This is a genomic window from Paenibacillus jepli (assembly GCF_047238105.1).
Taxonomy (GTDB): Bacteria; Bacillota; Bacilli; order Paenibacillales; family Paenibacillaceae; genus Paenibacillus_D.
The window spans coordinates 770540-785118 of record NZ_JBDFMD010000001.1 but is presented as its reverse complement, the minus strand read 5'-3'; the positions used below and the strand labels follow the sequence as shown (position 1 = coordinate 785118).

At 56.5% G+C, this 14579-nt stretch carries 12 protein-coding genes; 9 read left to right on the top strand and 3 right to left on the bottom strand.

The window, feature by feature from the left end:
- Nucleotides 1-23 precede the first annotated feature (23 nt).
- Nucleotides 24-635 carry a 5-bromo-4-chloroindolyl phosphate hydrolysis family protein gene (locus ABC336_RS03755; RefSeq protein WP_413237391.1) on the bottom strand — a complete coding sequence of 204 codons (612 nt, stop codon included), beginning with the start codon at nt 633-635 and terminating at the stop codon, nt 24-26.
- Between the two features lie 200 nt (nt 636-835).
- Here ABC336_RS03755 and ABC336_RS03750 point away from each other — a divergent pair, with 200 nt between their 5' ends.
- From ABC336_RS03750 to ABC336_RS03730, 5 genes are all read left to right on the top strand, one after another.
- Nucleotides 836-1546: a GntR family transcriptional regulator gene (locus ABC336_RS03750; protein WP_413237390.1), complete on the top strand. Its 711-nt coding sequence runs from the start codon at nt 836-838 to the stop codon at nt 1544-1546.
- Nucleotides 1543-2622 carry a mannonate dehydratase gene (gene uxuA, locus ABC336_RS03745; protein WP_413237389.1) on the top strand — a complete coding sequence of 360 codons (1080 nt, stop codon included), beginning with the start codon at nt 1543-1545 and terminating at the stop codon, nt 2620-2622. The genes ABC336_RS03750 and uxuA overlap by 4 nt, the downstream gene beginning before the upstream one ends.
- On the top strand, nt 2619-3467 hold the full coding sequence (locus ABC336_RS03740; protein ID WP_413237388.1) for an SDR family oxidoreductase: 849 nt from the start codon (nt 2619-2621) through the stop codon (nt 3465-3467). Before uxuA ends, ABC336_RS03740 begins: the two co-directional genes overlap by 4 nt.
- Nucleotides 3468-3641: 174 nt before the next feature.
- Nucleotides 3642-4868: a DUF2157 domain-containing protein gene (locus tag ABC336_RS03735; RefSeq protein WP_413237387.1), complete on the top strand. Its 1227-nt coding sequence runs from the start codon at nt 3642-3644 to the stop codon at nt 4866-4868.
- Nucleotides 4861-5388 (top strand): GDYXXLXY domain-containing protein, encoded by a 528-nt coding sequence (locus tag ABC336_RS03730; RefSeq protein ID WP_413237386.1) that lies wholly within the window; start codon nt 4861-4863, stop codon nt 5386-5388. The genes ABC336_RS03735 and ABC336_RS03730 overlap by 8 nt, the downstream gene beginning before the upstream one ends.
- Before the next feature lie 118 nt (nt 5389-5506).
- Here ABC336_RS03730 and ABC336_RS03725 read toward each other — a convergent pair whose 3' ends face one another.
- Nucleotides 5507-6535 (bottom strand): S-layer homology domain-containing protein, encoded by a 1029-nt coding sequence (locus ABC336_RS03725; RefSeq protein ID WP_413237385.1) that lies wholly within the window; start codon nt 6533-6535, stop codon nt 5507-5509.
- Between the two features lie 112 nt (nt 6536-6647).
- A complete protein-coding gene (locus ABC336_RS03720; protein WP_413237384.1) occupies nt 6648-8669 on the bottom strand; it encodes a cohesin domain-containing protein in 2022 nt (673 codons plus the stop codon).
- Nucleotides 8670-8987: 318 nt separating this feature from the next.
- Here ABC336_RS03720 and ABC336_RS03715 point away from each other — a divergent pair, with 318 nt between their 5' ends.
- The 4 genes from ABC336_RS03715 to ABC336_RS03700 all read left to right on the top strand — a co-directional run bounded on the left by ABC336_RS03715 (nt 8988) and on the right by ABC336_RS03700 (nt 14378).
- Nucleotides 8988-9974: a LacI family DNA-binding transcriptional regulator gene (locus tag ABC336_RS03715; RefSeq protein WP_413237383.1), complete on the top strand. Its 987-nt coding sequence runs from the start codon at nt 8988-8990 to the stop codon at nt 9972-9974.
- Nucleotides 9975-10051: 77 nt separating this feature from the next.
- Complete coding sequence (locus ABC336_RS03710) at nt 10052-11563, top strand: tagaturonate reductase (RefSeq protein WP_413237382.1); 1512 nt, start codon at nt 10052-10054, stop codon at nt 11561-11563.
- Nucleotides 11560-13050 (top strand): UxaA family hydrolase, encoded by a 1491-nt coding sequence (locus ABC336_RS03705; protein WP_413237381.1) that lies wholly within the window; start codon nt 11560-11562, stop codon nt 13048-13050. The genes ABC336_RS03710 and ABC336_RS03705 overlap by 4 nt, the downstream gene beginning before the upstream one ends.
- Before the next feature lie 68 nt (nt 13051-13118).
- Complete coding sequence (locus ABC336_RS03700; protein WP_413237380.1) at nt 13119-14378, top strand: glucuronate isomerase; 1260 nt, start codon at nt 13119-13121, stop codon at nt 14376-14378.
- Nucleotides 14379-14579: the final 201 nt, after the last annotated feature.

Sequence of the window (14579 nt, the reverse complement as noted above, 5' to 3'; positions counted from 1 at the left end):
TGTAAAGTCGTTGCACCCCAGAGTTAACCGGATGCCCGCTCGGATCGCATCACCTGTTCGAGTGTACCTACTTCCACCTCGATATCGATAAGCTCGTGACGCATCAGTTTGTGCACATATTTATCGAAGTTTGCACGGAGACTGGGAAGCAGATTCTCGATGCGCTTCACCTGAAATTCCATTTCTTTGGTATAGACGGGGCTGTGGATCAAACGATCGTACTGCTGGAGCAGCTCGACTGTGGTCGGCAGATAATAGTCATAATGACGTCTAACCAGCGTCAATCCTCCCGGACGGAGACGGAGCTTGCCCGCGATGCTCTCGGAGCTGACACATAGCGCATGGAGCTGGGCGGCGACTTCTCTGTCGGCTAGCCGGGCAGCGATCCTGCGCAGACTCGCGAGCTGTCCGGCGGCTGCCTCGGATACCAGTCTTACCCGCTCAGACATCGGATGATCCGTTACTGGCGGGAGCTCCTCGGTAGAGAAAGGAAGAAGAAACGAATGCTGAGCTGCTGATGGGCTTCTCTCCTTCGAAGGCCGCCCGGTCTCGTTCCTTCCCCACTGCTGCCTGCCCAGCATGACGATCAAAACAGCCGCAAGGACGATGATCAGAATGAGGAGTATAAGCGGCATCAATGGGCTTCCCCCTTTCAGATTGTTAGGATTGACAGCTTGGCTATAAATGGCAGTATCAATTACCCGGAAATTAACAGTTTTAAACATCTAAATGAGATTAAGAGGCAACGGAAATTGAACTGTACTTGTATACAAGTATACATAGAAGATGATAAACTTGAATTGATGATGATAACGAACCAGGAGTTGATGTGACAATGACATTCTCACCTGTGGACCCGCCTGAGCGACAATCGCTCGGTACAAGAGTTTACGAGCAGATCCGGGAAGTCATCGTCAGCCTGCAGGCTGAGCCTGGCTCGATGCTCTATGAGAATGAACTGGCGGCAGCATTGCGTGTCAGCCGCACTCCGATCCGCGAGGCGATCCGGATGCTGGCGGGAGAGAAGCTGATCGAGGTGCTGCCGCAGCGAGGCACCCGGATCGCCCGCATCTCGGTTGCTCGGGTGGCAGAGGCGAGATTTGTCCGGGAGCAGCTGGAAGAAGGCGCTTTCCGCCAGGCTGCCAGTCTCTGGCCGCTTGCCGACCGCTCGCTGACCGAGCAACGGCTGACCGAGCTGTTGGAGAAGCAGCGGCTGGCGGCGCAGGCGGGCGACATGTACGGCTTCCTTCTGGCAGACGAAGCGTTCCATCGGCAGATCATGGCTGTTGCCGGCAATGCCATGCTGCAGGAGATCATCGATCAGGTGCGTGCGCATATCAACCGGATGCGTCTGCTGTCGATGCGCGAGTTCCGTCATATGGAGCATGTGATGGAGGAGCATATGGGTCTGCTGGAAGCCTTGAGACGCGGCGATGAGGAGCAGACCGCTGCCAGGCTGAAGGTACATATTGGCAAGCTGGAGGAAGAGCTGCCGGAGCTCATTGCGCGTTATCCACATTTTTTTGAGGAGGAGCAGGAGAGATGAGGATGGTATTCCGGTGGTACGGAGAAGGCAATGACAGTGTGACGTTGCAGCAGATTATCCAGATTCCGGGGGTCGAGGGCATCGCCTGGTCGCTGCACGAGGAACTGCCGGGTGACGAGTGGCCGATGGACAAGATTATGGCGCTGCAGCAGCAAGTGGAGCCGTACGGGCTGCATCTGGACGTCGTCGAGAGTGTTAATATTCATGAGGACATCAAGCTCGGCTTATCGACACGCGACGGTTATATCGAGAACTACAAGCGTACGATGGAAAAGCTCGCCCAGGTCGGCGTCAAGACGATCTGCTACAATTTTATGCCCGTCTTCGACTGGGTCCGTACCGAGCTGTTCCGCGAGCTGGAGGACGGTTCGACGGCTCTGTTCTTCGAAAAGTCCAGAGTCGACCAGATGGATCCGCTGGAGCTGGTCAGGAAGATCGCGGTCAATCCCGAATATTCCATGCCGGGCTGGGAACCGGAGCGGCTCGCTCATCTGTCTTCCAGCTTTGAGGCTTACAGACAAGTGTCCGAGGAAGATTTGTGGGACAACCTGCGTTATTTTCTGGATGCGATTATCCCGACCGCCGAGCGGCTGGATATCAAGATGGCGATCCATCCCGACGACCCGCCTTACTCGATCTTCGGGCTGCCGCGCATCATCACGACGCGGGACAACATCCGCCGGCTGCTGCAGCTTGTGGATAGTCCGTACAATTGCGTGACGCTGTGCAGCGGTTCGCTGGGCGCCCGCCCCGACAATGATATTGCGGCGATGATCCGTGAATTCGGCGATCGTATTCCGTTTGCCCATATCCGCAATATCCGCCTCTATGACAATGGCGATTTTATCGAGACGTCGCACCGCGCCCAGGACGGAACCGTCGATATCTGCGATGTCGTCGCCGCGTACCACGAGCAGGGATATACTGGTTATGTCAGACCGGATCACGGCCGGCATATCTGGGACGAAGAGTGCAGGCCGGGCTACGGACTGTATGACCGGGCGCTGGGCATCATGTATTTATGGGGGATCTGGGATTCATTGGAGCGGCAATCACAAGGGAGGTATGGGGCATGATACCGATTCATCCGCAATTGGCGGGCAAGACCGCAGTCATCACGGGAGGGAGCGGCGTACTGTGTGCGGCGATGGCCCGCGAGCTTGGAAGACACGGCGTCAAGGTGGCGATCCTGAACCGTACAGCCGAGAAGGGCGAGGCTGTCGCGGCGGCGATCCGCGAGCAGGGCGGCGAAGCGATCGCGGTCGCCTGCGATGTATTGGACAAAGCAAGCGTGGAGCGGGCCGATGTCATCATCGCAGAAACGTTCGGCGGGTGCGACATCCTCATCAACGGGGCGGGCGGCAACCATCCGAAGGGCAGCACGACCAGTGAGACTTATCGTCCGGAGGATGTAGACGACCCGGCTGTCACCAGTTTTTTTGACCTCGGTGTGGATGGGTTCGGTCATGTGTTCGATCTGAACTTCATCGGCACGCTCATCCCCACGCAAGTGTTCGCCCGGCGGATGATGCACCAGCCGGGAGCTGTTGTCATCAACATGTCTTCGATGAGCGCTCCTTCCCCGATGACCAAAGTGCCGGCCTACAGCGCTGCCAAAGCGGCCATCGACAACTTTACGCAATGGCTGGCCGTGCACATGGCGGATGCTGGCATTCGCGTCAATGCGATCGCGCCGGGGTTTTTCCTGACGGAGCAGAACCGCCGGCTGCTGACGCATGAGGACGGCTCGCTGACCGAGCGCTCGCACAAGATCATGGCGCACACGCCGATGCGCCGCTTCGGCAAGCCGGAGGATCTGCTCGGCACGCTCATCTGGCTGGCTGACGAGGAGATGTCGGGCTTTGTAACGGGCATTACCGTGCCAGTGGATGGCGGGTTTATGTCTTATTCAGGCGTCTAATTTATTGCTGCTGTACGTGAGCTCCTGGCCAACCCGGCCGGGAGCTCTCTTTTTCAGCGGCTTGTGTGAGGGGTACTAGAGAAGAATAGGACTATGAAATGCCAGGCAGCGAGCTATACTAAGGGTAGGATCAGCTTGCAAGTTCAATGATCCGATCTCTAAGGAGTGATGCTTATGTCTCGCAAGTGGCTGGAGAAAGAAGCGCCGAAGTGGGTGGATCAAGAGATTATATCCTCTGATCAGGCAGACCGGCTATTGTCGCTGTACGACGAGAAAAAACGTGCCGTAGGCATCCTGCCGATTCTTGGCAGCCTGCTGGTCGGCATCGGCATCCTGACCTATGTAGCGGCCAACTGGCAAGCGATCGGTCATCTCTGGCGGCTGCTGCTGCTGATCGCCGCGATGACCGGCTTTTATATCGCTGGCGAGCGCTTCCACCGTCAAGGCGACAAGCGGCTGGGCATCGCGCTGCTGGCGATCGGCCTGACTACCTTTGGTGGCTCGATCTTCCTGATCGTGCAAATGTACCATCTGCTGCTGGCGCAATCGACGGCATTCCTGCTATGGGGCGCCGCCGGCGTGCTGCTGACCTGGCTTTATCCGTCCCGTTTTTTATTTGTTTATACAGCACTTGTGCTGAATATCGCGCAAGGCTACAGCCTTGCCGATACGGATCAGTTCAATATTATGGCTTTTCTGGTGCTGGCGATCGGTCTGGGCTGGTACTGGCTCGTGCATCGTAACGGTTGGCTGGCATGGGTGCTCGGGCTTAGTCTGATGGTGCAGTCGGTGATGCTGATCGGGATGCAGGAGTGGAAGATCGTCTGGTTCTTCCTCCCGGCCCTCGCTATGTATGCGGCAGCGGACTGGCTCAGATCCCGTGAAGATGCATATGCCCTGCAGGGCAGCGTCATGACGGGGATGTATCTGTTTGGTATCGTGATGGTGCTGTTCCCGGATGAGATCCCCGCGCTTGCTTTTGCAGGGAGCGAGCTGGCCGCTTCGATAACCTTCCTGATCGTGTTTGCGACGCTGCTGGCGCTTTCCTCGATCGGCAAGAGACAGTACGGAAGAACGAGCACGCTGGGAGACTGGCTGCTGCTGCTGCCCTGGTTCTTCATCCCGCAGGGAACGGGATTGCTCTATCTGCTGGCCTTATGTTTCTATTCACTGTATGTCTTATGGCATGGCTATACCGAGCAGTGGCGCTTCCGGATCAATCTTGGCACATTGCTGTTCCTGTTCGCGATCTTGCTGGCCTATACGCGGCTGGCATGGGACTTCATGGACAAATCGTTGTTTTTCTTGCTGGGCGGCGTGTTGCTGCTGGTGCTCAGCTGGTATCTGAACCGGCGCAGGAGAAGCTTCCTGACAACAGAAGGAGAGGATAAGGATGCCTAGAACCGAACGTCGACGCGTGCTGCTCATCCTCCTGGTCGCGCTGCAGATTGTCGTGCTGGGCGGCATGGCTTTCACCTATGCGGCAGCAGGGTGGTACGGGCAGCAGATCGTGCTGAAGACTGCTCCTGTGGATCCTCGGGATCTGTTCTATGGTGATTATGTCATCCTGGAATATGAGATCAGCCGTCTGGACGTTGCACTGTGGACGGGAGGAACCGGACTGCCGGATGCCAGGGATACCGTCTATGTGAAGCTGCGCCGGACGAGCGGCGGGGAAGGGGTATACGAGGCCGTCGAGGTCTCTCCCAGCCGTCCGGAAGCTGATGAGAATGAAGCTGTATTGAAAGGCAAAGTAACCTATACCGGCTTTAACGCGATCCAGGTGAGATACGGACTGGAGCGATATTATGTGCAGGAAGGGACAGGGCGGGCTCTGGAGGAACAGCGTGAGGATATGCTGGTCTCGGTGCGGATCGCGCCCTGGGGCCAGGCCCGTCTGATGGACCTGATCCTGCCATAAGGCACAAGAAGGCATAAGACAGCCTGTCTGTACACAAGAGCGACGGTAGCGGCAGTCGATTCTTCGTGTATAGACAGGCGATTTTGCTTTCAATTATAAGAAATGATATGTTTCACTCCTATTTATGATCTAACAGTCTCAAGATTAAGGTCACGGCTTCAGCTCGGGTCGTATCGCCGCCGGGAGCGAACAGGTTGGCGCTCCTTCCCTGGACGATGCCCTTGTCCGTCGCTGCTGCCACGGCCGGATACGCCCACTGCGGGATGAGATCTGCATCGGCATAGGTGAGCGGCAGACTGGATTCCCTGTCGTCTTCGTATCCCAGGACACGCATCAGCATGACCGTGATCTCGGATCGATTGATCCAGCGCGATGGTCTGAACGTGCCGTCTTCATACCCTCTGATCAAGCCCGCAGCGGCTGTTCGCTGGATATGGGGTTTGGCATACGCCGGAATCTGATCATCGTCCTGGAACGTGTGGATCGCCTCTGATGAGGCAGACAGTGCGAGTGCTCTGGAGAGCATCGTAGTGAACTGGGCGCGAGTGACCTCTTCCTGCGGGGCGAAGCGTCCATCAGGATATCCGGTGATCCAGCCTTGTTCTGTTGCTCTTGCAATCTCTTTTTCTGCCCAGTGGCCCTTGGTGTCTACATAGTAGTCGGCCTCTTCCTTCACTGGCGTACTGACCTTGAGCAGGAAGTCTGGTTCAGCCGTTGTGCTTCCGGTTTCGCTGTCGACCAGCTTGACGCGTGTCAATCGGATATCGGCATCGCCCTGACCGATAACTTGGAATCGCACAGAGGCAAAGCGTACATGTCCGTTCTCCCCCTTGGTTCTGCCTACCTTCGTATGGGCGAAAGTCAGACTCCCGCTCTCCACGATCGCCGGAACGGTGAAGCCGCTCCAGGTCGTGGTTGCCTGAAGGAAGGTCAGCACGGTCGGATCATAGGATAGACGAACCTCGAAGCCATAAGCATCGGATACGTTTTGGCCTTCAACAGTAATCGTGACTTCATTGCCAATCACTGCTTCGTTAATGGAGCTGCTCAATGAGAATACGGGCTTATCCTCGGCATTCGCCAGCGCCGGCAGCATCGCGAATAGCAGAAATGTGGACAGCAGCAGATGCAGTATTCGAATCTTCAAACTAATCGTCTCCCCGCTCATAGTCGATATATAGGAATAGATAGATGAGGGACAGCGCCCAGGGTATCAGCACTTCAAGGATTGGCGATACCCCGGGGCTGCAGCCATGCAATTAGTTTGTCAGGATGAGACGCGCCAGTGCGACAAGATCTTCAATATCGATGAAGCCATCGTTATTGATGTCGTATTGCTTCACTTGATTCCAATCCGGACTCTCCGAGGTTTTGCCATATGCTTTGGCTACCAAGGCCAGGTCGCCGACGCTTACTCTGTCGTCGTTATTGAAATCGCCAGGGATGATCGGCCGGCGAATCTCGACGATATGCGTATCTCCGTCAACGACGGATTCGACGCCTTCGCCGTCAGCGATGACGAGCTGCGAGACCTGGATATCGGTTACGCCAGTTGTATTCTTGGCACGGAAGCTAAGCTTAATCAGATTTTGATTTGGTTGATCCACACTTTCGCCGACATGGATGCCGAGTATCCGGATACTGCCTGCTTGTTCCTCTGTGCCGGCAATAACAAATATATTCGAATTGACCGAGACGGGAGCGCCCGCCAGTTCGAGCTTATCGGTGTCATATGCAATGGTAATGTCTTGTGCATAGACGTCGTGTTCGATGCCTTTCAGACCATAGATGACTTCGAATTGCTGGCCGGTTTGGACCCACTCCGGTCCTGTCAAAGTCGCGGAGCTGGAAGCAGTGGAGACAACAGTTACCGTAGCCTTCGCCTTCTCAAGCACGCCCTCGATCGTGCCCAAGACTTCAAACACGCCAGACGCGGCATAACGGGAAGGATCAATCGCATCCCATACAACCGGACGGTTTTCCGTCGCCACCCCGGTAGCGCTATGATTGACATCTACAGCCACCGTTTCTGGCAGTACAGGAGCAATCCCGGCTTCCGTAATCACCTCTGTTTCGGCGATGCCCCTGATCTTGCTCTGGGAGAACAGCCAGTCAATCAGCATACCGCGGTCTGGATGCACATATTCGTTGTAGACCGGCAGCCATACGGAGTGCCCGTCGAACCTGTGACCGTTGTATGGAGGTTCATGCAATTGATTGAAAGGAATGATCGTCAACAGAGAGTCGTTCCAATAAGGTGAATAGGTTCTGTCGGTATTCACCACGGAGTTGTATAAGAAATCTTCTTCATCGACAAATGTCCAAAGCGGGAGATTCGCTACTTTCAGCGCATTCTCTACGTTTTGCGGTCCACCTGCAGGGCACAGGGGCGCTGCCGCAGCGGCGAAGTCGGGATAGGTGCGCAGGAAGGTCCAGGTGGAGCCGCCGCCCATCGAGAAGCCAGTGATATAGACCCGGTTCGGATCAACCTTGCCCGCTTCGATCATCCCGTCGATGACAGCTTTCACCTTGTGCATGCTCTCTACAGTCGTGGCATTGCGAGGAGCCAGCACATGGGTTGGATATTTCTCCTGATTCTCGGGATTGGCCCATACGGTGCCGCCGTTGCTGAAGCGGATCGGCGTATAGATATCGTTGCCCTGCCCGCCGCCATGGAAGAATACGACCAGCGGCAACGGCTGCCCGGCCTCCTCGTTATAGAAGTAACTGTAATCCAGTCCATCATGGTTCGCATATTTGTACTTATCCAGGACCGGACTGACCATGCCGCTCTGGACGAAAGTCGGCATGTGGGAGGAACCGTCCGCATAATCGAGCTTGTCGCCTGTGAACGTGATAGTGTACTGGGGATCGAGCGTGTAGCCGCCATCAATCATGGTCCCGCCGTCGCCCCAACCTACGTCGGCAAAATCAACAATGATGTACCGGCCGCTGTCGGCAGGAGAACCGGTACCATTTACTTGACTGACATACACGTCAGTGACTACTCTGGGTCCATCATACACGACAAAATTGGCGTTGACTTTTCGCGTCAATTTGACATGGACTGAAAAATCGGATTCAGACAAAGAGGAACCGCTTACATCATTGCCGGCGTCTATAATAACGGCGTCTGTCCGCTCTTCAAAAGCAAAATTCACATTGTGGAGAACAAACGGCAAAGCCTCATTTGAAGCGGACTCGTCTGCGAAGGCCGATGGCAGGCTGAATGCCATAATCAAGAGGGACAGGTAGATGGTCAGGTACCTTTTTTTAAACAATGTGGATTACTCCCTTCAATATTTTCGTTTTAGCAAATATGGACCCTGAAACATTTCACTAATTCACTGTATCACTCCTTATCTTGCGTTTTCGTTTTAGTTCAATTTGATCGTAACAGAAGGATTAAGAAAAAAACGTCGAATAATGGATGCCCAAAAGGACTATTTTTTGTCGGGCTTTATCCCGGATTTGTGAGCGTTTATTATTATTTGTATGGAATTGGACCTAGCATGGCATTTAGATCGTTTATAACAACGTTGTTATTGTTCTGGCAATCAGTTTGTGCTATAGTGAAGGCAAAGCAAGGCGAAAGCGGGTTGGGTGAGAAGATGATCACGATAAAAGAAATAGCCAAGCTCGCCGGCTGCAGCTTCAGTACAGTCTCGAAAGCGCTTAACGACAGTCCGCTGGTGAAGGAAGAGACCAAACGCAAGGTGCTGCAGATCGCGGAGCAATACGGTTACCGGAGGAACCTGTTGGCCAGGCAGCTGGTCAGCGGCAAGAGCCAGATGATCGGTCTGATCTGGCAGGATGTCAACAACCCCCTCTATGCCCAGCTTGCGATGCGCCTCTTCCAGATGTTCCAGGTCCATGGCTACGAGATCGTCATGATGATGTCGCCGCCGGAGCAAGCTTCCGACTGGTTCAGGCAGATGCGGGTTGACGGCCTTATCTTCTGGGGAGACGTGGAGGAGCGTGCGCTGAAGCTGTCCAAGCGGCTGGCTACGCTGGATACGCCGCTGCTGGTCGTCGGCAGCAACCTGCATCTCCCGGTGCACGTCCTGCAGATTGACCGCAAGGCGGGCATCTATGCCGCTGTTGAGCATCTGTATGGGCTTGGCCACCGCCGGATCGGCTTCATCGGCGATACCCAGGAGGTCAAGCTGCGCGGTTACAAGGAAGCGCTTCTGGATGTCGGCCTGCCGCTTACGCCGGGTTACGTGCTGCCTGGGGGATTGTCCTGGGAGGACGGCTACGAGGCGATCATGCGGCTGCCTGACGGAGAAGGCTCCCCGACAGCGTTCATCGGCAGCAACAATCTGGTCGCGCGCGGCGCTTTGCGGGCCTTCACCGAGCGTGGCATAGCCGTACCTTCAGAGATGTCGCTTATCGGTTATGACGAGCTGCCCGAGATGGCTTATGCCGAAGTGCCGCTGACCTCGGTGGGACCGCCGCTTGAGGAGGTAGCGGAGCAGACAGTGGAGATGATGATGCAGATTCTCCAGGATGGCGCAGAGCATCTCAGCCGGACGATCAAACCGGTGCTTCACGTGCGCAGCTCGGTTGCAGCCCCGCCCGGCTAGGCTTCCGCTCAGTTTGGAAGGAGAGGCTGCACGCCATTATAACAACGTTGTTATTATATAGGAGGTGGAGGGTTAATATGAATTTGCCGCGTTTAACGCGCTCGCATCCGGCTGTTGCCGGACAGACGGGCGATTGGCCTGTCAGGGCCATTCAGATCGGAGAAGGGAATTTTATCCGCGCCTTTGTCAATTGGATGATCCATCGCAGTAACAGCCAGGGCTTGTTCCGCGGCTCCGTGCTGGTCACCCAGCCCAGGCCCGCTGGCGCGCCGAAGCTGGAGGTGCTGCGGGAGCAGGAAGGGCTGTTCACGCTCGTAGAGCGGGGCGTCAGCGGCGGCGAGACGATCGACCGCACCGAGCTGGTCAGCAGCATCTCGCAGTGCGTCGATCCCTATGCCGAGTGGGAGACATTTATGGCTTCTGCGGAGGAGACGCAGATTGAGTTTGTGTTCTCCAACACGACCGAAGCAGGTGTAGTCTATACAGAGGAAGCTTACAATCCCGGCCGGCCGATCCTGTCCTACCCGGGCAAGCTGACCGCCTGGCTCTTCCGCCGCTTCCAGACCCTCGGTCCGGACAGCGGCGTGGTGATCGTCCCTTGCGAGCTGCTGCCGCGGCCCGGAGATGCGCTGCGCGAGGTGGTGCTGCAGAAGGCTCAGGCCTGGCAGCTCGGCGCCGACTTTGAACGCTACATCCGTAATGCCAGCCGGTTCGTCAACTCGCTCGTCGACCGGATCGTCACAGGCTACCCTCCGGAGCCGGAGGCGGCCGCTCTGCAGCAAGGGCTCGGTTTTGAAGACCGGATGCTGGTCGCTGCGGAGCCATATTACCAGTGGGTTATCGAAGGAGATGCGGAGCTGAGATCCCGCCTGCCATTCGCCGAGGCGGGTCTTCAAGTCGAGTGGGTCCATGATCTCAAGCCTTACAGCATGCGCAAGGTGCGTATCCTGAACGGTGCGCACACCTTTCTAGTGCCAATGGCATATCTGCTGGGGCATGATATCGTCCGGGAGTCGATCGCTGACGAACGCGTGGCTGCGCCGCTGAAGCGATTTCTGGGCGAGACGGTGTCAGCTGTGCTGCCTTTCCCGGCAGAAGAGTCCGAGGCGTACATCAATCGAACGCTGGAGCGCTTTGCCAATCCGTTTATCGATCACAAGCTGCTGGATATCGCGCTGAACTCGGTGCAGAAGTTCCAGACGCGGCTGCAGCCGACCCTGCGCGAGTATGCTGCGGCACAGGGGATCGTGCCGGATACGATGATTGCTTCACTGGCCTGCTTCATCCGTTTCCACCGGTGCGCAGCCCGGGGCGACATCTGGGAAGGATACCGCGTCAAGGGCGGCAGGAAAGAAACGTATGAGCTGAAAGACAATGCGGATAGCCTGGCGGCGTTTGCAGGTCTCTGGACGATCTATGAGCAGACGCGGGATCTGACGGTGCTGGTGGAAGGCGTCATGGAATCAGAAGCCATCTGGACGTCGCCGCCCGGACGGGAGCTGCCTGCCGAGCTGCAGGAAGGCTGCTATACTCAGCTGGTGAGCGCGCTCTCGGCTCTGCTCGCGCAGGAGGAGGAGGAGATGCGATGAATGCTTATATCAAGATTAATCAGGAAGACTCGGTTTTTATCCTCTATCAGGAGACGAAGGCCGGGACGGAATTCGAGATTGATGGTACAATAATAACGTTGCACGAGGACATCCCTGCCGGACACAAGGCAGCAGTGAAAGCGATTGCCAAGGGTGAGCACGTCTACAAGTTTGGCTATTCCATCGGTGTGGCGCAGCAGGATATTGCTCCCGGGCAGTGGGTGCATACGCACAATCTGAAGTCGGGATTATCCGGTCTGTTGTCCTACGATTACAAGCCGCAGCTCCAGCCGCCGCCCGCTCCGGCAGAGGTGCCGACCTTTAGCGGCTATCTGAGGGAGAACGGCGAAGCCGGTATTCGCAACGAGATCTGGATTATCAATACAGTGGGCTGCATCAACAAAACGTGCGAGCGTCTAGAGAAGCTGGCCGGTAAGCGCTATACGGGACGGGGCATCGACGGGGTCCATCATTTCTCCCATCCTCTGGGCTGCTCGCAGCTCGGCGACGATCTGAGCTACACGCAGAAGCTGCTCGCTGCGCTTGCCAATCATCCCAACGCCGCAGGCGTGCTCGTCGTGGGGCTCGGCTGCGAGAACAACCAGATCGGCGAGTTCAAGCAGGTTATCGGAGATCCCGATCCCCGCCGCATCAAGTTCATGTCCGCGCAAGAGGTGGACAACGAACTGGAACGCGGGCTGGAGCTGCTCGACGAACTGGTCGATTATGCAGAGACGATGACCCGTCAGCCGATCCCGGTCTCCAAGCTGAAGGTCGGGCTGAAGTGCGGGGGCTCGGACGGCTTCTCCGGCATCACCGGCAATCCGCTCGTCGGCGCCTTCTCGGATAAGCTGATCAGCTACGGCGGCACATCGATCCTGACCGAGGTGCCGGAGATGTTCGGCGCGGAGACGATACTGATGAACCGGGCCAAGGACGAGGACACCTTCGAGAAGATCGTCTCGCTGGTCAACGACTTCAAGGCTTATTTCATCCGCTACGGCCAGGAAGTGTATGAGAATCCGTCCCCGGGCAATAAGAGCGGCGGCATCAGCACGCTCGAGGAAAAGTCGCTCGGCTGCACGCAAAAGGGCGGCACCAGCAATGTGATGGACGTCCTGCCTTACGGGGAGCGCGTACGCGCGCAGGGGCTTAATCTGGTCCAGGCGCCGGGCAATGATCAGGTGTCAGTGACGGCGCTTGCCGCCGCAGGCGCGCATATCGTCCTGTTCACGACTGGACGCGGTACGCCGTTCGGCGGCGCTGTGCCGACGGTGAAGATCTCGACCAACTCGACACTGGCCGAGCGCAAGAAGCACTGGATCGACTTCAACGCCGGCCAACTGATCGACGGCGCCGACAAGGATGAAGTCAGGGATGCGCTGTTCCGATACGTACTGGACCTCGCATCGGGCGTCAAGGAGACGAACAACGAGCTGTACGGGTATCGGGAGATTGCGATCTTTAAGGACGGCGTAACCCTCTAACATCAGCAGTCGCTTTTGATCACGAAGTCATTCCATTCTACACAATTTGTATTGGAGGAATCATCGACATGACAGTTATTGCACAGGATCAACTGGCGGAGTTTGTCCGCAAAACGGTAGCTGCGCAGCCGGTAACGGATCTGCATACCCATCTGTACGCCCCGGAATTCGGCGGATTGCTGCTCCGCGGTATCGACGAGCTGCTGACGTACCACTATCTGGTCGCCGAAGTGATGCGCTGGTCGGACATTGCGATCGAGGACTTCTGGAAGCTGAGCAAGCAGCAGCAGGCGGAGCTGATCTGGCAGGAGCTGTTCATCAACCATTCGCCGATCAGCGAAGCGTGCCGCGGCGTCCTGACTTGTCTGGACGCCTTCGGCCAGGACGTGGGCAGCCGCGATCTGGCGAGCTACCGTAAGTACTTCGACGGCATGACGGCCGCCGAGCATGTGGATGCAGCCCTGAAGCTGGCCAAGGTTGAACATGTCGTCATGACCAATGACGTCTTCAATGAAGAAGAGCGCAACGTCTGGCTGAGCGGCGTCGAGTATGATGATCGCTTCCACGCGGTACTGCGGATGGACCCGCTGCTCAATGACTACGCCAACACCAAATCGCGGCTGCGCGAATGGGGCTACGAGGTGCAAGACGAGTGGAATGAAGCGACGATCGGCGAGGTGCAGCGCTTCCTGACAGACTGGATCGACCGCATGAAGCCGCTCTACATGGCTGTTTCGCTGCCTCCTGACTTCGCATTCCCGGAGGATTCGGACCGCTCTCGTGTCATCGCCGACTGTATCCTGCCTGTGAGCCGCGAGCGCAACATCCCGTTTGCGATGATGATCGGCGTCAAGAAAAGAGTTCATCCGGCGCTTGGCGATGCCGGCGATTTCGTCGCCAAGGCCTCTCTGGAGTCGCTTGAGCATATGCTGCTGCAATACCCGCAGAACAAATTCCTGGTGACGATGCTCTCCCGCGAGAATCAGCAGGAGCTGACGGTGCTGGCGCGCAAGTTCCGCAACCTGATGGTGTTCGGCTGCTGGTGGTTCCTGAACAATCCGGTCTTCATCGACGAGATGACCCGGATGCGGATGGAAATGCTGGGTACGAGCATGATCCCGCAGCACTCCGACGCGCGCGTCCTCGATCAGGTCGTCTACAAATGGAGCCACTCCAAGCGGATCATCGGCGACGCGCTGATCGACAAGTATGCTGACATCGCGGCATCCGGCTGGCAGGTGACGGCCGAGGAGATCGAGCGCGACGTCGCCGATCTGTTCTACAACAACTTCTGGAATTTCCTGAAGCGGGAGCTTCCGGCCAACTAATTGAATTATGGCAAACCAGAGAAGGGAGCAGTATCGGCTGCATCCCTTCTTTGGTTTGTTATGATAGGCGTAAATCACTAATTTTCATATGATTTTTGATATAATTTACAGATGCTTTTGCTTGCTTTATTCGACTATAATCATAGTTGGATAAGGCAGCTCTATGCGCATGCGCGGACTTGTTAACGCTTACGGAGAGCT

Bases quoted from the DNA above. Each gene is read 5' to 3' on its own strand.
- uxuA (WP_413237389.1), top strand. From the start codon at position 1,543: ATGAGGATGGTATTCCGGTGGTACGGAGAAGGCAATGACAGTGTGACG.
- ABC336_RS03710 (WP_413237382.1), top strand. From the start codon at position 10,052: ATGAATTTGCCGCGTTTAACGCGCTCGCATCCGGCTGTTGCCGGACAG.
- ABC336_RS03735 (WP_413237387.1), top strand. From the start codon at position 3,642: ATGTCTCGCAAGTGGCTGGAGAAAGAAGCGCCGAAGTGGGTGGATCAA.
- ABC336_RS03750 (WP_413237390.1), top strand. From the start codon at position 836: ATGACATTCTCACCTGTGGACCCGCCTGAGCGACAATCGCTCGGTACA.
- ABC336_RS03705 (WP_413237381.1), top strand. From the start codon at position 11,560: ATGAATGCTTATATCAAGATTAATCAGGAAGACTCGGTTTTTATCCTC.
- ABC336_RS03730 (WP_413237386.1), top strand. From the start codon at position 4,861: ATGCCTAGAACCGAACGTCGACGCGTGCTGCTCATCCTCCTGGTCGCG.
- ABC336_RS03740 (WP_413237388.1), top strand. From the start codon at position 2,619: ATGATACCGATTCATCCGCAATTGGCGGGCAAGACCGCAGTCATCACG.
- ABC336_RS03700 (WP_413237380.1), top strand. From the start codon at position 13,119: ATGACAGTTATTGCACAGGATCAACTGGCGGAGTTTGTCCGCAAAACG.
- ABC336_RS03755 (WP_413237391.1), bottom strand. From the start codon at position 635: ATGCCGCTTATACTCCTCATTCTGATCATCGTCCTTGCGGCTGTTTTG.